19 protein-coding genes are annotated in these 17,899 nt (G+C 73.2%); 9 read left to right on the forward strand and 10 right to left on the reverse strand.

The window, feature by feature from the left end:
• Window positions 1-62 precede the first annotated feature (62 nt).
• The 3 genes from ACFVNO_RS21495 to ACFVNO_RS21505 all read right to left on the reverse strand — a co-directional run bounded on the left by ACFVNO_RS21495 (window position 63) and on the right by ACFVNO_RS21505 (window position 3,105).
• On the reverse strand, window positions 63-1,616 hold the full coding sequence (locus ACFVNO_RS21495; RefSeq protein WP_355258996.1) for a serine/threonine protein kinase: 1,554 nt from the start codon (window positions 1,614-1,616) through the stop codon (window positions 63-65).
• 786 nt (window positions 1,617-2,402) lie between these two features.
• Window positions 2,403-2,894 (reverse strand): hypothetical protein, encoded by a 492-nt coding sequence (locus tag ACFVNO_RS21500; protein WP_378895154.1) that lies wholly within the window; start codon window positions 2,892-2,894, stop codon window positions 2,403-2,405.
• Between the two features lie 82 nt (window positions 2,895-2,976).
• Window positions 2,977-3,105: a hypothetical protein gene (locus ACFVNO_RS21505; RefSeq protein ID WP_378895157.1), complete on the reverse strand. Its 129-nt coding sequence runs from the start codon at window positions 3,103-3,105 to the stop codon at window positions 2,977-2,979.
• 421 nt (window positions 3,106-3,526) lie between these two features.
• On the opposite strand from ACFVNO_RS21505, the gene ACFVNO_RS21510 reads away from it, so the two are divergent.
• Window positions 3,527-4,087, forward strand: a complete 561-nt coding sequence (locus tag ACFVNO_RS21510) for a GrpB family protein (protein ID WP_378895160.1) — start codon at window positions 3,527-3,529, stop codon at window positions 4,085-4,087.
• A gap of 139 nt (window positions 4,088-4,226) precedes the next feature.
• Here the strand turns inward: ACFVNO_RS21510 and ACFVNO_RS21515 are convergent, their stop codons facing one another.
• The gene (locus ACFVNO_RS21515; protein ID WP_378895163.1) at window positions 4,227-5,267 is read right to left on the reverse strand and encodes an NAD(P)-dependent alcohol dehydrogenase; all 1,041 of its coding nucleotides are present in this window, start codon (window positions 5,265-5,267) and stop codon (window positions 4,227-4,229) included.
• A gap of 94 nt (window positions 5,268-5,361) precedes the next feature.
• On the opposite strand from ACFVNO_RS21515, the gene ACFVNO_RS21520 reads away from it, so the two are divergent.
• Window positions 5,362-5,949: a TetR family transcriptional regulator gene (locus tag ACFVNO_RS21520; protein WP_378895166.1), complete on the forward strand. Its 588-nt coding sequence runs from the start codon at window positions 5,362-5,364 to the stop codon at window positions 5,947-5,949.
• A gap of 208 nt (window positions 5,950-6,157) precedes the next feature.
• Here the strand turns inward: ACFVNO_RS21520 and ACFVNO_RS21525 are convergent, their stop codons facing one another.
• Together ACFVNO_RS21525 and ACFVNO_RS21530 are read right to left on the reverse strand one after the other, a co-directional pair.
• A complete protein-coding gene (locus ACFVNO_RS21525) occupies window positions 6,158-6,922 on the reverse strand; it encodes a class I SAM-dependent methyltransferase (protein ID WP_378895169.1) in 765 nt (254 codons plus the stop codon).
• A 167-nt stretch (window positions 6,923-7,089) separates the two neighbouring features.
• Window positions 7,090-7,218, reverse strand: a complete 129-nt coding sequence (locus ACFVNO_RS21530; protein WP_378895173.1) for a hypothetical protein — start codon at window positions 7,216-7,218, stop codon at window positions 7,090-7,092.
• Window positions 7,219-7,417: 199 nt separating this feature from the next.
• On the opposite strand from ACFVNO_RS21530, the gene ACFVNO_RS21535 reads away from it, so the two are divergent.
• Window positions 7,418-7,801 carry a hypothetical protein gene (locus tag ACFVNO_RS21535; protein ID WP_378895176.1) on the forward strand — a complete coding sequence of 128 codons (384 nt, stop codon included), beginning with the start codon at window positions 7,418-7,420 and terminating at the stop codon, window positions 7,799-7,801.
• Window positions 7,802-7,890: 89 nt separating this feature from the next.
• On the opposite strand, the gene ACFVNO_RS21540 is transcribed toward ACFVNO_RS21535, so the two are convergent.
• Window positions 7,891-8,670, reverse strand: coding sequence for a methyltransferase domain-containing protein (locus tag ACFVNO_RS21540; protein ID WP_378895179.1), 780 nt, complete (start codon window positions 8,668-8,670; stop codon window positions 7,891-7,893).
• Window positions 8,671-9,088: 418 nt separating this feature from the next.
• Window positions 9,089-9,688, reverse strand: a complete 600-nt coding sequence (locus ACFVNO_RS21545) for a TetR/AcrR family transcriptional regulator (RefSeq protein ID WP_378895182.1) — start codon at window positions 9,686-9,688, stop codon at window positions 9,089-9,091.
• A gap of 48 nt (window positions 9,689-9,736) precedes the next feature.
• Here ACFVNO_RS21545 and ACFVNO_RS21550 point away from each other — a divergent pair, with 48 nt between their 5' ends.
• From ACFVNO_RS21550 to ACFVNO_RS21570, 5 genes are all read left to right on the forward strand, one after another.
• Complete coding sequence (locus ACFVNO_RS21550; RefSeq protein ID WP_378895184.1) at window positions 9,737-10,621, forward strand: NmrA family NAD(P)-binding protein; 885 nt, start codon at window positions 9,737-9,739, stop codon at window positions 10,619-10,621.
• 453 nt (window positions 10,622-11,074) lie between these two features.
• The gene (locus ACFVNO_RS21555; RefSeq protein ID WP_378895187.1) at window positions 11,075-11,578 is read left to right on the forward strand and encodes a hypothetical protein; all 504 of its coding nucleotides are present in this window, start codon (window positions 11,075-11,077) and stop codon (window positions 11,576-11,578) included.
• Window positions 11,578-12,291, forward strand: coding sequence for a class F sortase (locus ACFVNO_RS21560; RefSeq protein ID WP_378895190.1), 714 nt, complete (start codon window positions 11,578-11,580; stop codon window positions 12,289-12,291). The genes ACFVNO_RS21555 and ACFVNO_RS21560 overlap by 1 nt, the downstream gene beginning before the upstream one ends.
• A gap of 161 nt (window positions 12,292-12,452) precedes the next feature.
• Complete coding sequence (locus ACFVNO_RS21565; protein WP_378895193.1) at window positions 12,453-13,394, forward strand: acetoacetate decarboxylase family protein; 942 nt, start codon at window positions 12,453-12,455, stop codon at window positions 13,392-13,394.
• Entirely contained in the window at window positions 13,391-15,097 is a 1,707-nt protein-coding gene (locus ACFVNO_RS21570) for a succinic semialdehyde dehydrogenase (RefSeq protein WP_378895196.1), read from the forward strand. The genes ACFVNO_RS21565 and ACFVNO_RS21570 overlap by 4 nt, the downstream gene beginning before the upstream one ends.
• A 62-nt stretch (window positions 15,098-15,159) precedes the next feature.
• On the opposite strand, the gene ACFVNO_RS21575 is transcribed toward ACFVNO_RS21570, so the two are convergent.
• On the reverse strand, window positions 15,160-15,759 hold the full coding sequence (locus tag ACFVNO_RS21575; RefSeq protein WP_378895199.1) for a TetR/AcrR family transcriptional regulator: 600 nt from the start codon (window positions 15,757-15,759) through the stop codon (window positions 15,160-15,162).
• 93 nt (window positions 15,760-15,852) lie between these two features.
• Here ACFVNO_RS21575 and ACFVNO_RS21580 point away from each other — a divergent pair, with 93 nt between their 5' ends.
• The gene (locus ACFVNO_RS21580) at window positions 15,853-17,112 is read left to right on the forward strand and encodes an NADH:flavin oxidoreductase/NADH oxidase family protein (protein WP_378895202.1); all 1,260 of its coding nucleotides are present in this window, start codon (window positions 15,853-15,855) and stop codon (window positions 17,110-17,112) included.
• 10 nt (window positions 17,113-17,122) lie between these two features.
• Here the strand turns inward: ACFVNO_RS21580 and ACFVNO_RS21585 are convergent, their stop codons facing one another.
• Window positions 17,123-17,845 (reverse strand): type 1 glutamine amidotransferase domain-containing protein, encoded by a 723-nt coding sequence (locus tag ACFVNO_RS21585; RefSeq protein ID WP_378895205.1) that lies wholly within the window; start codon window positions 17,843-17,845, stop codon window positions 17,123-17,125.
• Window positions 17,846-17,899: the final 54 nt, after the last annotated feature.

Consider the following 17,899-nt stretch of genomic DNA (forward strand, 5'->3'; position numbering starts at 1 on the left):
GTCCAACGGATTCGACGTGCACCGGACCGTCCGGGCCGCCGTCGGCACCCGGCCGGGGTCCGTCAGTTGTAGGAGGGAGGGAAGCCGCAGTTGCTGCCCACGTAGTAGTAGGTCAGCTGCACCGGTTCGCTCTTGTCCAGGGTCGTACCGGGTTCAGGGGACTGCCTCAGCACCTCGCACGACTCGGGGATGAACCTGCCCTCGCCGCTGGGGGGACCGTAGCCGGCCGTGCCCTGGATGTTCGTGAAGCCGCTCGCCTGGAGGGCGCTCTTGGCCTCGCTCGTCGACATCCCGACGACGGCGGGGACCGTGCCGTCGGTCGAGCCCGAACCGCCTCCGCCGCCACCCCCGCCCCCCGAACCGGCGGTGCCTCCCCCGCCGCCGGAACCAGAGGTGTCCCCTTCCTCTCCACCCCCGCCGCCGGAGCCGTCCGGCTCCTCCCCGGAGCCGTCGTCCGACTCATCGTCGGCCCCGCCCGACGTACCTTCCGCCGACGCCTCCCCGCCGTCCGCGGGGGAGGCCGACTCGCCGGGCGTCTCCCGCGCATCGCCGCTCGGGTCGGGATCCGACGGCCCGCCACCGGTCGGGTCGTCGTCGGTCCCGGTGGCCGCGACGGTGCCGCCCCCGTCCGCGACGGCCGAGGGGTCGTCGCCCCCCGTCAGCGGGGACCAGGCCAGTGCCGTGGTCAGGAGCAGCAGGGCGGCCACGGCGGCCGCCACGAACCCGCCTCGCCAGGACCACATTCCGTGCCCCTTCCGACCCCTGCCGGGGGCGCGCCGGCTCAGCACCGTCGGGTCCCCGGCGGCGGCGTCCCGGCAGGCCGTGGCGAACTCCTCCGCCGAGGCCCACCGGTCCCGCGGATCCTTCTCGAGCGCTCTGAGGACCACGTGCCGGATCGGAGCCGGGACCCGGTCGGGAAGCGGGGGCGGTTCGGCGGTCAGGTGGGCCGCGATGACGGCGGCGTGGTCGTTGGAGTCGAAGGGCGGCTTCCCGGCCAGGCACTGGTAGGCGACCGCGCCGAGGGAGTAGATATCGGTGGCGTGGGTGAGTCCACGCATGTTGAGCTGTTCGGGGGAGGCGTAGGAGAGCGTTCCCAGCGCGACACCGGTGGACGTCAGCGAGGTCACGTCGTTGATCCGGGCGATGCCGAAGTCGACGAGCTTGACCTCCCCGTCCTGGGTGACGAGGACGTTGCCGGGTTTGATGTCGCGGTGGATGATCCCCGCGCCGTGGACGACCTGGAGGGTGTCGGCGACCGCGGCGACGATCTCCATCGCCCGCTCGGGCGCGAGCGGCTCCCCGCCCCCGACCAGCGTGGACAGTGACGCCCCCTCGACCAGTTCCATCACCAGGTAGGCGATCTTCTCCCCATCGGCGACGGCCTCGCCGTGGTCGTACACGGCCGCGAAGCCGGGGCCCTGGAGCCTGGCCGCGGCCATGGCCTCGTGCTCGAACCGCCTGCGCGCGCCCTCGGTGTCCGCGGCGGTGGTATCCCTCAGAAGCTTGACCGCGACCGGGCGGTTCAGCCGGGTGTCGTGGCCTCGCCAGACCGTTCCCATACCGCCTGCGGCGATGACCTCGTCGAGGCGGTAGCGGTCCGCGATCGGGGATCTCACAGTTGCTCCTTGCGTTGGAGGGGGTGGCAAGGTCTGGGAACCGGGGTGTCCGTCTCCCGGACGGACAACGACATCAGATGCGCGAAAGGCGAAAGAGGTTCATGACCGGTCGGGTGCGTGCGCGTTCGGATGGTGCGCCAGCGTACCCGTGACCGATACGCCCTGGCGGGGTGCCGGCGACCGCGTTGGTGATCGTGAGGGGTGCGTCCTCCCCGTGCGTGGAGACGGTCACGGCGCCGCGGGGCTCGGGCAGGGGCCGGTCCCGGTGGAGGAGGGCCCTCGGCCACGGGGCGTCATCGAGAGCGGGCGGCGCGCCGTGACCGGTGAACAGTGCCGGGAGTGCTCCGCCGGCATTCTCCCGGCGCCGCTGCTCCCGAGCGGCGGACAGGACCGCTGGTACGAGAGGCCTGGCCGGTCATGGCGAGGCCGATCCGGAGGAGCGCGAATGCTTCGAGGGCGCGGGCACCCGCGAGCGGGCCCACGTCCGCGGCCTCCAGGCCGGTGCAGGACGTGGGCCCCAGCCCCTGGCGGGTCAGTGCCTTCTACCGCTGTAGGGATCGGGGGATCTTGGAGGCGGGAACGCGGGGCCTGGGGCGTGCGGTGTCAGCCCGGCTTGCGCTCGGTGCCCGGCTTCTCCTCCTCCCGATCCGGCTCGGGGGCCGGGGCGGGCGACGACAGGGGGTCGAACGGGTCCCGAGCCCCGACGGCCTCGCGGAAGGTCATAGCGCCGGCCCCTGCTCCTGCCGGCCTCGCCCCCTGCTCGAACCCCGGTTCCGACACCGGGGCTCACTCGGTGTCGTCGGGGGGCTCGTACCCCGGTGGCGGGTCGATCGGCTCGCCCTCGGCGTCGATGACCCCGGTGTCGACGCACCACTGGGTCAGCGCGATGACCAGGCCCTCGCTGTCGGTCTGGTCGGCCACCGCCTCACCGGCCTCGGGCAGCGCCGTGTCCAGGAACGCCTGGGCCGACGCGGCGTAGCTGTGGCCGACGGCCAGCAAGGCCTCCGCCAGGTCACCGCCGTCCGCGCCGGACTCGTCCTCCTCCGCGCTCCCCTCGGCCATCGTGTAGGCACGTTCGGCCAGGTGGCCGTGGACACACGCCGAGACGGTGTCGATCTCCTGTTGCTGCAGCTCCTCCTCCGAGGGGCCGGTGGGAGAGGGTGAGGGCGACTGTGCAGTCTCCGGTTCGGGCGCGGGGGTCTGTTGTGCGCCACAGGCGGTCAGTGCGGCCGTCAGGGCCAGGGCCGCCGCGGGGGCGCGAAGGGGGTGTGCGGTCATGGGGGGTCTATTCCCGCGCCGACACCCGACACGCCCCCAGGCCTCGCGCGGCGCGCGGGGCCTGGGTGATCCCGGCGTGGCCTCAGGCGGGCTTGCGCTCGATGCCGGGCTTGTCCGCCTCCGGTTCCGGCTCGGGAGCCGGGACCGGGTCGAGCGGGTCCCATGGCATCCGCGTGCCCGCCGACGGGCCTCCGCCCCTGGATCTGTGCACGGGGGTCTCCTTCCCGGCGGGCGTCGCATGCGCCCGCTCCCGGTGCGGCCTACCCCGCGCCGACGGCGGACAGACCGACCTGGCCGGGACAGGCCATGGTCTCTTTCGGCGTACTCGGCCCGCCCCCGAAAAGGACATGAGGGACGGGTTCGCCGGGAACATCGGTTCTGGACCGGACCCGCCCCCCTTGGAAGCGGTGCCATGCCCAACCCCCTCCTGCCCGGCGACCCCACGCACGCTCAGGCGGCGGTACGGGCCAGGTGTTCCTGGGCCGCGTGCGAATCCCGGTGCGCAAGAGGCGGACATTCGGCCGAGGACCTCCGACCACTCGTGCCCTCGGGACCTTCACCCCCTCTGAGTCGTCGAGCGGCAAGAGGACAACTCCCCACACGGGAGACGGGGCGCTGGCAGCCTGTTCTCCATGACACCCGCCGCGATAGCGATCGCCGACTACGACCCGCGCTGGCCCGATATGGCTTCTGCCGCCATCGCCGAACTCCAGGAGGCCGGCCCCGGGCTGTTCACGGAGATCGAGCACATCGGGTCCACCTCCGTTCCGGGGCTCGCGGCCAAACCCGTCATCGACCTGATGGCGGCCACCGCATCCCTGCGGGAGGTCCGCGACCACGAGCCCGCCCTGGCCCGTCTCGGCTTCACCCCGCACGAGAACGGCATGACCGACCGGCTGCTCTACATGCGCGCACCCGACGGGGTGCGCACGCACATCCTGCACGTCGTCACCCGGGCGAGCTGGCCCACCCGCAACCAGAGGATCCTCCGTGACCACCTGCGCTCCCACCCGGAGGAGGCGGCACGCTATGCGGACCTGAAGCGCAGACTCGCGGCCACCATCACCGCCCCGGGCGAGTACACCGAAGCGAAGACCGCGTTCATCCAGGAAGTGACCGACCGCGCGCGCAGGGAGCGCGGCCTTCCGCCCGAACCGGTCTGGGAGAAGCGACCCCAAGCTCCACACGGGTGACCGACCGTTACCGCGCCACAAGATCAGTGCCGGAAGCCGGGGATGCCGGTGGTTCGGCCGCCACGGTGAGAGGACGGGGTGCCGGGCCGTACGCGGGCCGTCGTCCGGACCGCACGGCACGGCCCGGCCCACCGCCCCTTCAGTCCAGGTCGGACATGTCGAGCACGAAGCGGTAGCGGACGTCGTTTCGCCGGAGGCGGTCGAGGGCCGTGTTCACCTGTGACGACGGGAGTATCTCGATGTCGGCGGTGATGCCGTGGTCGGCGCAGAATCGGAGCATCTCGGCTGTCGCCGGGCGGCCTCCGCTGCCCGCGGAACCGAGCTTCTTGCGGCCGATGAGCAGGTCCGTGGTCTCGACGGTGACGGGGCCCAGGTACCCGAGAAGGCTGAGGGTGCCGTCCATCGCCACCAGTTTCAGATACGGGGCGAGGTCGTGCGGGGCGGAGATGGTGTCGATGAGGACGTCGAAGGTGTCGCGGGCGGCGGCCATCTGTCGGGGGTCGGTGGAGGCGATGAGGTCGTGGGCCCCGAGCTCCCGGGCGTCGTCGCGCTTGTCCTGGGTACGGCTGATGACGGTCGTGGTGGCCCCCAGTGCCACGGCCATCTTGACCGCGAGGTGGCCCAGGCCGCCGAGGCCGGCCACGGCGACGCGGCTGCCGGGGCCCACGCCGAGGGAGCGCAGGGGTTCCCAGACGGTGACGCCGGCGCACATCAGCGGGGCGGCCGCGGCCGGGTCGAACCCGGCGGGGAGCGGGTGGGCGAAGGCGTCGCGCACGACGTACTCGCGGGAGTAGCCGCCCAGGGTGGTCGACCCGTCCCGCCGGTCGGTCCCGCCGTAGGTCAAGGTCGGGAAGGAGCGGCAGAAGTTCTCCTGTCCGGCTTCGCACATGGCGCACTCGCCGCAGGAGTCGACGATGTTGCCCACGGCGACGCGGTCGCCGACCGAGAAGGCGGTCACTTCGGAGCCGGTTCCGGCCACGACGCCGGTGAATTCGTGGCCGGGGACCAGGGGCGCTTCCGCATGCCGGTCGTGGGTGCCCAGGGCGTGCAGGTCGCTGTGGCACACGCCGCAGTAGTCGACCCGCACCGCGATGTCGTCCGGGCGCAGGTCACGGCGCTCCAGCCGGACACGCCGCAGCTCGGTCGGGCCGGTCGCCCGCCATCCGTCGGTCGTCCGCATGCGTCTCTCCTTAAACAGACCGTTCTGTCTGTTTCAGCCTAGGGGCGACCACACACCGAGGCAAACCAACTGTTCTGTTTGGTAGGCTGCGGGCATGCCGGAACGACCGCAGACCTCGCGAGGCGCCGCGACCTACCAGCGCATCCTGGACGCCGCCACGGAAGAGTTCGCCCAGTACGGCATCGCCGGGGCGCGCATCGAGCGCATCGTGGCGGCGGCGCGCACCAATAAGGCCCAGCTCTACGCCTACTTCGGCGACAAGGAGCGACTCTTCGACGCGATCCTCCTCGACTCACTGGAGCGCATCACCAACGTCGTGCCCATCGACGCCGACGATCTGGCGGAGTGGGCCGTCCGTCTGTACGACGAATACCTGCGCCGCCCCGACCTCATCCGGCTGGCGACCTGGACACGACTGGAGCGCCGGCCCACCGGGCACCTCGTCGAGATGCACCAGCACTACGACGACCGCAAGCTCACGGCCATCGCCGAGGCCCAGGCCGCCGGGCGGGTCCGCGCGGGCGACCCGTTCGACATCATGGCCATGGTCATCGCCATGTCCATGGCCTGGTCGCCGGTCAGCAACGTGTACGCGGCCAGCAGTCGGGAAGCCGATGACGTACACGACCAGCGCCGCGCCCTGCTCCGCGACTGCGTCCGAAAAGCCACCGCGGCCGACTGAGGCGACGCGCCCCCTCACCGCCGGCGCCGCTCCCCCTGGCGGCACTCGCGCCTATTGCCCGGGGCCGGGCAGGTCATGACGCTGGTGGCGAAGGTCCCAGGTCAGGCATCTTCGTCGTTCTCCGCTCCGATGGAGCCCACTCCTGTTCGAGTAGACCCCACCACCAGAAGGAGCAGGACATGCCTTCCGGCCACACGAACGGCGCGGATCAGGCAGGGCGGGCGAGGGTGATGATCTCCGTGCTGGTCGCGGTTAGCGGGGTGCGGTCCCAGTAGCCGTACCGCTCGTCCACGACGAGCCCGGCCCGTGCCAGGAAGCGGTCCAGGGTCCCGGCGTCCAGGAACCGCAGGGTGCTGCGGCTGACCACGGGCTCGGCCCAATCCTCCAGGCGGTAGTCCGAAGTGAAGGTCACCAGGTCGCCGCGCACCTCCCGCAGCCGGTGCACGGAGGTGGCCCGGCGCCCGCCGGGGCCCTGCACGGTGCGCACCCGCTCGGGGGTCCATGCCTCCCAGCCCCGGACCGCGGGGTTGCGGGTCTCGAAGGCGAACCGTCCCCCCGGCACCAGCGCCCGACGCACCGCGGCCAGCACGGCGTGCAGCTCCTCGTCGGAGGTGAACACCTGGAAGGCGTGCCCGGACATCATCACCAGGTCGAACGCCTCGGTGAACGGGCCGTGGCCGGGGTCGTCGTAGGGGCCGGCGAGCAGGTCGCCGTGGATCCACTCGACGTCCCCGCGGTCGCGGCGGCCGACCTCCAGCATCGCCGCGGCCGGGTCCAGGCCCACCAGGCGCCCGGTGTGCCCGCGTTCGCGGGCCACCCGCTGGATCTTGCCCGTCCCGCAGCCCACGTCCAGCACCGCACGGGACCGCAGGACCAGATCGAGGTAGAAATCGTCCTGGGGTGTGGAGCCCCAGGGGTTGAAGTAGTCGTACAGATCGGCCAGGTCCGGCTCGGAGAAGTGTCGATCGACCATTCAGGAATGATCGGCCAAGCCAGGGCGCAGGGCCATTGGTTTTCGCTGCCCCGACGTGCGGGCACCGCCAACCGGGGGCGGGCCTCCGGGACCGATCGATCCGGATACGCGCACGGCCCCCGCGCAACCGGGGGTTGCACGGAGGCCGCCTTGAAGGGGGCGTGGCCTCAAGCGGGCTTGCGCTCGGTACCGGGCTTCTCCGCCTCCGGCTCCGGCTCGGGAGCCGGGACCGGGTCGAGCGGATCCCACGGCACCCGCGTGCCCGCCGACGGGCCGCCGCCCCTGGATCTATGCATGGGATTCTCCTCCCCCGGGGCGTCCGGTGCGCCCGCTCCCGGTACGGCCTATCCCGCGTCGGCGGTGGACGGCCCCCGGTGGCCGGGACAGGCCATGACCCCTTTCGGCGTACTCGGACCGCCCCCGAAAAGGGCATGAGGGACGGGTTCGCCGGGAACATCGGTTCTGGACCGGACCTGTCCCCTTGGAAGCAGTGCCATGCCCGACCCCCTCCTGCCCGGCGACCCCGCCCGTATCGGCCCCTACACCCTGCACGCGCGCCTGGGCGGCGGCGGGATGGGCCAGGTGTACCTGGGCCACTCCCCCGGCGGGCGCACCGTCGCGGTCAAGGTCGTGCGCCCCGATCTGGCCCAGGACCCCGAGTTCCGGCACCGGTTAGCCACCGAGGTGGCCGCCGCCCGCAAGGTCGGCGGACTCTACACCGCCCCCGTCGTGGACGCCGACCCCGACGCCGCCCCGCCCTGGCTGGCCACCGCCTACATTCCCGGCCCCATCCTGCACAGGGCCGTCACCGACCACGGCCCCTACGACGTGGTTCTCGACATCATCGGCGAGAGCCCCTGGAGCACAACATCCGCCTAGCCGGGGCCCGGGGCGGGGCCGGAGGGCCGCCGCAGGGTTCGGCGGCGGCCTCCGGTCGTCTGCACGTCCTGGCCGCGCGCCGGGACCGTCTACGCCTCGGACGGGGCCGTTCGCTCCGAGTCGGCGCCCAGGTGGCGCCACCGCACCGGGTCGTGATGGCGCCGGGCCGCGTCGGGATCCGGCTCCCGGGCGGGCAGAGCCCCGCGGTCGGCGCACTCCAGGACCAGCATCTCCTGGTCTCCGGGGTCGAAGGCGTAGTCCACCGGCTCCACCCGCGAGGCGATCCCGTACCCGGCCAGGGCCTCCCGCATCTCCTCCAGCGCCGGGTAGCGCCGGAAGCGCGTGTGCAGGAACAGCGGGTACAGGCGCACCTGCCACCGGGACAGTCGCACCAGCTCCAGCAGGGCGTCGCGGTGGAAGTCCTCGTCCATCTGCTCCCCGTAGGAGAACAGCAGATGGGAACTGAGCACCAGGTCGAAGGAGCGATCGGGGAAGGGCAGGTGGGGAAGAGAGCCCTCGACGTAGCGGTCCGGCCTGGCCGCGATGTCGCGGGCGAACGCGCGCGCCGCCTCCGAGCGCATCCGCGTGTACTGCTCGGGGCCCTCGAACCAGGTCCACACGAAGTCGGCGCCGCCGTCGACCAGTTCGGTGTGCCTGTGCTCGATCTCCCGCAGCGCCAGTTCGCCCAGTCGACCGCGGTCGTCCCCGTACTGGGGGTCCACGGCCACGGCGTCCACCCCGCGGGCCCCGGCCTCCGCCACGAAGCCGGCCGCGCCGCCGGGGCAGTCCAGGATCCGCAGGAAGAGGTCGTGCTCGGTGAGGGCGAACATGGCCCGGTACTCCTCGAAGGAGCGTGCGCTGATGAACACGGCCTCAGCCCCTCCCTCTCGGGGACTGCTGGGGCGGTGGCGCGATCCGGTTCAGCAAGGGCCCTCCAGGGTGGTGTGCTCGTCGGGCTCCGGCCACGTGGCCCGGCCCGAGAGAGCCGTACCCGCCGCCGTTCCCGAGGGCACCGCGCCGACCACAGACGGTCATGAGGGATGGTCGGGACAGGCCGGAAAAGGGACAGAGGAAACTTCCGCCCTGGACTCGGTCTCACCGAAACGGGTTCTGCGTCCCCGCCGGATCCTCTCCGGGTGGAAGGTGCTCACCGGCCCCGGCTGGTGTCAGGTACGCGGGGCCGGGCGAACCCGGTGATGACGCCGACCGGCGCGTGCTGGAGGGCGGGGACCGCCCGCGCGGCCGCGGCCGCCGTGGTGGCGCGCACCGGCGGCGGTGAGGCGGCGCTCAGGTGTCCTCTCCCGGTTCCGGGGTGAGGGTGCCGTGCAGCACGATGGAGACCAGGTCCGGCACCGACAGGTCCATGGCCGCGGCGGGGCCGAAGGAGCGCTCGAACAGCAGGCCGATCAGGAGTGCGGAGATCTGTTCCGGGGGGCGCGACAGCCTTCCGCGCTCGGATTCCATCAGGCGGGCCAGCGCGTCGCGCGCGGCGGAGAAGGCCGCGTCGCGGTCGGCGGAGGGGCCCTTGGGCACGTGGGTCCCCAGGACGGCGGCGACGGTCCCGACCCGGGCGATGTGGTCCTGCATGACGGACAGGGCCTGGACGAGGCGCTCCTCCAGGGCGCCCGTGGGGTCGGTCTGCGCGATCCGGGCGGTGGCCTCGCGCATGCGCATGGCCTCCAGCAGGCATTCCCGGAGCAGTTCGTCCTTGTCGGCGAAGACCCGGAAGATCGTCCCCTCCCCGATGCCTGCGGCCGCGGCGATCTCACGGGTGGTGGCCGGGCGGCCGTGTTCGACGAGCAGGTCGATGGTGCGGGCGACGATCATCTCCCGGCGTGCGTCCCGGTCCATCTGTGGTGCCCGGGACCTGGGGGGCGGCGTGTCCATGCCCCCATCCTAGTCGGAGTGAGCGCTCACTCCGGCTAGTGTGGTGCCATGATCGTCCTGACCGGCCCCACGGGCAACATCGGCACGGAACTGCTGAACCTCCTGAGCGCACAGGAGGATCCGCCGCCGTACCGCGTCGCCGCCCACTCGCCCGAGCGGCTGCGCGCCCGCCTGGGCCGGGACGTGCCCGCCGTGGCCTTCGACTACGACGACCGGTCGACCTGGCCGGCCGTACTGGACGGGGCGACGTCGCTGTTCCTGCTGTTCCCGCTGCCGAGCCCGCGCACCGTACGCACCCGGATGGTGCCCTTCATCGACGCCGCCGTCGCCGCGGGCGTGGGCCACATCGTCTACGTCTCGGTGCCCGGCGCCCAGGCCGGGCCGATCGTGCCGCACAACCGCGTCGAGGCCCACCTGCGGGCCAGCGGCGTCGGGTACACCATCCTGCGCTGCGGGTTCTTCATGCAGAACCTGTGCCGGGCCGTGTCCACGCACGGGGTGGACATCGTCGAGCGCGGGGAGCTGTTCGTCCCCGCCGGGCGGGGACGGACCGTCTTCCTCGACGCCCGGGACGTGGCCGAGGCCGTCCGCATCGTCCTCCAGGACCCGGCCGCTCACGCGGGGCGCACGCTGACCCTGACCGGCCCCTGGGGCCTGGACATGGACGAGGTGGCCGCGGTGCTCTCGACGGCCTTGGACCGGCCGGTCCGCTACACGCGGCCGGACCCGTTCCGCTTCGCCGCGCGCCTGCTCCGGCGGGGCGTGTCCTGGGACACGGTGGGTTTCATGGCGATCGTGTACACGCTCACCCGGTGGAACAGGAACGACACCTTCACCACGACGCTGCCCGAGCTGCTGGGGCGCCCGGCCACCACGATGGAGGAATGGGCCCGGGACTACCGGCCCGTCTTCGACGAGCGCGCCTGGACCTGAACCGGGCCGGGCCCTCGCACCCGCCGGTCCGTGGGAGTACCGCTCCGCGGCGGTCACGGCGGCGTACGCGGGTCCCCCGCCGTCCGGATGACGCGCGGGAATCCGCTGCACATCCACACGGCATCGGCGGAACGGCCCCGCACCGGTTCGCACCGCCGGGCGGTGGACCGCTCCGGTGTCGTGCTTCCCCGGCACCGGCCTTTCGCATCCGCTTCTTTCACGGTGAACGGCCGAACCGTGAAAGTCGGCGTCCGGTCCCCCATCGCCCATTCAAGGGGCGTGATCACCGGAAATGAAGCCCCCGGGAATGTCGACAAAGTTTGGCCTTTCAGCACCACGGGCAAAAGCAGTTTCCCCCGGATTGTTGCTTTATGTCGGATTCGAAAGCTGAATCGGGGGCCGGTGCGCACGAGGCGCACGACGTCGGGCCCCTCAGGAGCACAAGGGGAACACATGGACATGACGCGTACCGCCACGGCCGCTGCCGCGACCCTGGTCTTCGGCACCGCACTCGCCCTGGGCACCGCCGCGCCGGCCTTCGCGGAGGACCCGGTCCCGCCGACGGGGCCGGATGTGGACTGCCCGGACGTCACCGAGCGCAACTTCGAGGTCAGCCCGGGGGACCCGCACAACTTCGACGCCGACGAGGACGGCATCGGTTGTGAGGAGGGCGACGACATGGGCGGGGAGTCCGACGGCACCGAGGACGACGGCACGGAGGAGACCTCCGACGACACCACGGACGAGACCGCTGATGACGCCTCGGAGGAGCCCGACGACACGACCGAGGAGGAGCCGAGCGGGGACGAGGAGACCCCGGTCGGCGGTGTCGACACCGGGGCCGGGGGGACCGCCGACGGCGGCTCCGACTTCTGGCTGATCACCGCGGGCGGCGTCCTCGTCGCGGCCGCGGTGGGCGGGATCGTCGTGGCCCGCAGGCCGGGACACGAAGGCTGATGGGCCGCCACACGCGACCCGACCGCCGCGGCGATTCCAGCGCCGCGGCGGTCACGGCGGCGTACGCGGGGATCGGTGTCGCGCTCCTGACGGTGGGGCTGGGCCAGACCTTCGCCCCTCCCCCGCCGTCCTTCGAAGTGGGCGCGCCGGCCCCCGAGGCCCCGGTCCGGGCGGGCGCATCGGCGCAGGCCGAGGCCCCCGCGGTGCTGGGGAGGTCGGCTCCGATGTCCCTGGCCGCTCCGGCGATCGGCCTGCGCACCTCGCACATGGTGGAACTCGGCCTGAGCCACGACCGCCGCCTCGAGGCACCGGAGGAGTGGGACGCCGTCGGATGGTACTCACTGGGTGCCGCGCCCGGCCAGGAGGGGCCCGCTGTGCTGGCGGGCCACCTGGACTCCCCCACCGGGCCGGCCGTCTTCCACCGGCTGGACGGGCTGCGGGAGCAGGACACCGTCTCGGTCGAACGCGCCGACGGCACCGTGGTGGACTTCGCCGTCTACGCCGTGGAACGCCACGCCAAGGACGACTTCCCGACGGAGGAGGTCTACGGGGACACCGAGCGCCCCGAGCTGCGGCTCATCACGTGCGGCGGTGACTTCGACGCCGCCACCGGCCACTACACGGACAACGTCGTGGTCTTCGCCGCCCTCGTGGAGGCCGCGGAGCCCGCCGGGGATGCCGGGGCGCCCGCAACGGACCCCGTCACGGAATGACGGCGCGCGCCCGCGCACTCCTGCGACCTGCGGCGAGGCCCCGTCCCGGTGCCGGGACGGGGCCTCGTCGTGTGTGACCGCAGCCATTGTTGACAGTGCATACATCAGGCGCCTACGCTCATGTGAGCACCGCACACATCAGCTGTTCGAGGAGATGCCCGATGTCACCGAACCCACAGGACACGGTCGAGGTCGACCTCGGCGGCCGCACGGTCGCCGTTCCCAGGGGCGGCCTGTACGACCGCTACCGGATGGACACCGACCTGGAGGAGGTCGCCCGCGATCCGCGTGTCAGCGGCGTCGACTTCTTCCGCCGGCTGCCCAAGACCAGGGTCGAGTCGCCCATCGGCCCGACGCTCACGCCGAACTTCTACTACCGGATCTCCACGGCCCGGGTCACGATGCTCGCCCGGTCCCGCGCGCTCCGCTCCCGCCTGCCCGCGGAACTGGACCCGCTGGAGGTCGCACCCGGCCTCGGTCTGGCCTCGGTCGTGTTCTTCCGCTACGACGTGTGCGACATCGACTTCTACACCGAGGCCGCCGTCGCGATCCCGGTCCGGCCCGCCCGGCACGGCCGCCTCGGGTTCGTCGACCTCGCCTGGGGGCTCAAGAACGACGACCTCCACGCCTACGTCCTGTCCCTGCCGGTCAGCAGCGACATCGCCCAGGTGCGCGGGCACGACGGCTACGGCTTCCCCAAGTGGGTCACCGGCCTCGACGTCGACATCGACGCCGACCGGACCACCGCCCGGGTCCTCGACGACGCCGGCGGGGACGACCTGACGCTGTCGGCGCCCACGCCCGCCCAGACCGCGTACCCGTCCGGTGAGCGGGTCTCGACGCTCACCTCCTACACGACGATCGGCGGCGCCTGGCACGCGACCCTGAACCAGACCAACGTGCTCTCGGCGGGCGGCACCCGCTCGCCGCGCGGACTCGTCCTCAAGGCGGGCCGCGGCCGCATGTCCGACGACCTGCGCTCGCTCGACCCGATCCGGACGCTCCGGCTCGACGTCACCACCGAGGGCCAGGCCGCGCTGCACATGCCGGTGCCGGTCTCGGTCCCGGACCGCCGGCGCGGAGACCGGAGGGGACGGCGATGACCGACACCACCCCGGTGGCCGGGCCGGGAACGCCCGGTCCCGAGACGGCCCCGGCCGCACCGCTCGCTCCGCCGACCAGCCGGAGGCACCGGAGCACCGCCGTGACCACCGTTCCCCTCACCCCGGTACAGCCGACCGCCGACGGGCCCGGGCTGCCGCCGACGCTGACCCCGGTCCTGCTCCGGCGGCTGACCGCCCGCGTCGCGGCCGCCCCGGACGCCGGCCGGGTGACCACCACGGCCCCCTACACCGGCGGCCCGCTGGCGGACCTGCCGGTCTCCGCGCCCGCGGACGTCGAGGCGGCGTTCGCGCGGGCCCGCATCGCCCAGGAGGCATGGGCCGCGACCACGCCGCGCGAGCGCAGGCGGATCATGCTGCGCTTCCACGACCTGGTCATCGAGCGCCGCGACGAGGCGCTGGACCTGATGCAGGCCGAGAACGGCAAGACCCGCCGGGACGCCTTCCTGGAGGTCACCGACATCGCGCTGACCGCCCGGTACTACGCGCGCAGCGCGGCGGGGCTGCTGGCGCCCAAGCGGCGCCGCGGCGCGATGCCGCTGCTGACCCGCACCACCGAGCTGCGCCACCCCAAGGGCGTCGTCACCGTCATCTCACCGTGGAACTACCCGCTGAGCATGGCCGCGGGCGACGCGATCCCCGCCCTGATGGCGGGCAACGCCGTCGTCCAGAAGCCCGACACCCAGACCGCCCTGACCGCGCTGTGGGCCCTGGACCTGATGCACGAGGCGGGTCTGCCCGCCGGCGTGTGGCAGATGGTGGTCGGCCGCGGGAGCTCCATCGGTGGGGTGCTCATGGACAACGCCGACTACGTGATGTTCACCGGGTCCACCGCGAGCGGGCGCCGGATCGCCCGCGACGCCGGGGAGCGCCTGATCGGCGCCTCCCTGGAGCTGGGCGGCAAGAACGCCATGGTCGTGCTGGACGACGCCGACCTCGACCGCGCCGTGGACGGGGCGATCGCGGCGGCGTTCCCCTCGGCCGGGCAGCTGTGCGTCTCGATCGAGCGCATGTACGTGGCCGACGCCCTCTACGACGCGTTCGTCGCCGAGTTCGCCGCCCGCACCAGGGCGCTGCGGGTGGGGGCCGGGTACGACTACGGCTACGACGTCGGCAGCCTCACCACCCCGGCCCAGCTGGAGACGGTCACCGCGCACGTGGCGGACGCCGTCGCCAAGGGCGCGACCGTGCTGGCGGGCGGCCGGGCGCGGCCGGACCTGGGACCGCTGTTCCACGAGCCGACCATCCTCGCCGGCGTCACCCCGGAGATGGCGCTGTACGCCCAGGAGACCTTCGGGCCGGTCGTGTCGGTCTACCGGTACCGCGACGTCGACGAGGCGGTGGCCCGGGCCAACGCCACCCCGTACGGGCTCAACGCCAGCGTGTGGAGCGGCAGCGGCGCCCGGGGGCGGGCGGTGGCCGCCCGGCTGCACGCCGGGACGGTCAACGTCAACGAGGCCTTCGCGGCCGCCTGGGGCAGCATCGACGCGCCGATGGGGGGCATGGGCGACTCGGGGCTGGGCCGCCGCCACGGCGCCGAGGGCATCCTCAAGTACACCGAGCCGCAGACGGTCGCGCACCAGCGCCTGCTGGGGTTCACCCCGCCCGCCGGGGTCTCCTACCGGGCCTGGGCACAGGGCCTGACGGTCGCGCTGAAGGCGATGAGGCGCCTGGGCATGCGCTGAGGCGCGGCGGTCCCCGCCGACGGAGGGCGGCACCGGCTTTCGACGGCCGGTGCCGCCCTCCGTCACGCCGTTGCCCCCCGCATCGCGGCGGAGGCCGTGAGCAGCGCCCGGACGGCATCCCGGACCCGGTCGGCGACCGCCCCGGGGTCGTCGGCGTCGAGTTTGCCGTCCAGGTGCAGGAACGCCAGGCCGTGGACGAACGACCACACCCCGACGGAGAGCGCCTCGGGGTCGGCCCCGGGGAAGACCCCGTGCACGATGCCATGGACGTACTCCCAGATCGCGGCGGTCGCGGCGACCCGCTCCTCGCTGTCGGGATCGCAGGGCTCGGCGAACATCGCGCGGAACAGGGCCGGGCGCTCCAGCGCGAAGCGGACGTAGGCGATGGCGATCTCGGCCAGGTCGTCCGGGGTCCGGGGCGCGGGGTGGGCTCCGGCGAGGTACTCGGCGAGCTCGCGGTACCCCTGGGCGGCGACCGCGGAGACGAGCGCGTCACGGTCGGCGAAGTGGCGGTAGGGGGCCGTGGCCGACACCCCGGCCCGCCGGGCCACCGCCCGCAGGGACAGCGCGGCTCCGCCGTCCTCCTCGAGCAGTTCCCGGGCCGCGCGCAGACAGGCGGCCCGAAGGTCGCCGTGGTGGTACTTGCTGTTCGCTTGCGACACGGATCACGCTCCCTCATGTTTACAGTGCCCACATCCCCCCTCTAATGTGAGCATTGCACACATCATATGCGCACCCGAGGAAAGAGGACTGTGATGACCGGCGGATTGTACTCCCCCCTGCGCCTGCGCTCCGGGGCGGTTCTGCCCAACCGGATCGCCAAGGCGGCCATGGAGGAGAACATGGCGGGTGAGGGCCAGCTGCCCGACGGGCGGCTGGTGTCGCTGTACCGGCGCTGGTCGGCGGGCGGCACCGGCCTGCTCATCACCGGCAACGTCATGGTCCACGCCGAGGCCCTGACCGGGCCCGCCGGCGTGGTGCTCGACGAGGCCGCGCCGCTGGAGCCCTTCACCGAATGGGCGCGGGCCGCCAAGTCCGGCGGCGCCGCGGTGTGGATGCAGATCAACCACCCCGGCCGCCAGGTGCAGGCCGACATGCCCGGCGTCGTGTGGGGCCCGTCGGCGGTGGGCGTCGACCTGGGCCGCCTCAGCAGGAACTTCGGCCGCCCCACCGCCATGACCCCCGAGCAGATCCGAGCCACCGTGGAGAGGTTCGCGGTCACGGCGGCCCGCGCCGAGCAGGCCGGGTTCGACGGGGTGGAGGTCCACGCCGCGCACGGCTACCTGCTGTCGCAGTTCCTGTCCCCGCTGGTCAACCAGCGCACCGATGCCTGGGGCGGGTCGCTGGAGAACCGGGCGCGGATGCTGCTGGACGTGGTGCGCGCGGTCCGCGCCGCCGTCTCGCCGTCCTTCGCGGTGGCGGTGAAGCTCAACTCCGCCGACTTCCAGCGCGGCGGCTTCGACGTGGACGACGCGCGACGGGTGATCGCGATGCTCGAACCCCTCGGCACCGACCTCGTGGAGCTGTCCGGCGGCAGCTACGAGAGCCCGGCGATGACCGGCCGCTCCGCCGACGAGCGCACCCGGGCCCGCGAGGCGTACTTCCTGGACCTGGCCCGGGAACTGGTGGAGACCAGCCCGCTGCCGCTGATGCTCACCGGCGGCGTCACCCGGCGCGCCACCGCCGAGGCGGTGCTGGCGAGCGGCGTCGCGGTGGTCGGCATGGGTACCGCACTGGCCGTCACCCCGGACCTGCCCGCCCGCTGGCGCGACGGGCGCGAGGCCGACCGGCAGATGCGGCCGGTCACCTGGTCGAACAAGGCGCTGGCCTCGGCCGCGAGCATGGCGCAGGTGCGCCACCAGCTGCGGCGCATCGCCCGCGGGAGGTCCACCCGGCCCGGCACCCTCCCGGCGTACGCCCTGCTCCGCGAGCAGGTCGGGCAGCGCCGGGCGCTGCGCCGCTACCGGGCCTGGCTGTCCGCCCCGCGGACCGCGCCGGCACGGGCCGGCCGCTGACACGCCCGGGTCAGCGCCCGGCCCCGGAGGACGCGGCGGTGATGTCGGCGACCAGCCGCTCGGCGAGCTTCTCCGAGGACTGCGGGTTCTGCCCGGTGTAGAGGCCGCCGTCGACCACGATGTGCGGGCGCAGCGGGATCAGCCCCTTGGAGTACTCCACGCCCGCCTCCTTGAGGCGGTCCTCCAGGAGCCAGGGCGCCTTCCTGGCGAACCGGTTGAGCAGCTCCTCCCGGTTGGACAGCCCGGTCATCCGGCGGCCCGCGAACGGCGAGGCGCCGTCGGGGCCGGTCGCGGCGAGGATCGCCGCCGGGGCGTGGCACAGCAGGGCGAGGGGGCGACCCGAGGCCAGCCGGTCGGCCAGCAGGGCGCCGGAGGTCGCGTCGTAGGCGAGGTCCTCCATCGGCCCGTGCCCGCCCGGGTAGAAGACCAGGTCGAAGTCGTCGGCGTCGACGGAGTCGAGCGCGACCGGGTGGTCGAGGGCGTCCTCGATCCCCTCCAGGTAGGCCTCGACCGCGCGGCGCTTGCCCGGGGTCCCGCCCGCGAGGCCGAGGCTGAGGCGGTCCAGGGTCGGGGCCCTGCCGCCGGGGGTCGCGATGGTGATGTCCCATCCGGCCTCGGTGAAGATCCGGTGCGGGACGGCGACCTCCTCGGCCCAGTAGCCGGAGGGATGGACCGTTCCATCGTTCAGCGTCCAGCGGTCGGCCGCACTGATCACGCAGAGCACGCTCGTCATCGTTCCGCCCTCCCCCGATGTGTTTACAGCGCTCACATTAGTTCGGCGGCCGAC

The organism is Nocardiopsis sp. NPDC057823 (genome assembly GCF_042797335.1).
GTDB classification, from domain to species: Bacteria; Actinomycetota; Actinomycetes; order Streptosporangiales; family Streptosporangiaceae; genus Nocardiopsis; species Nocardiopsis changdeensis.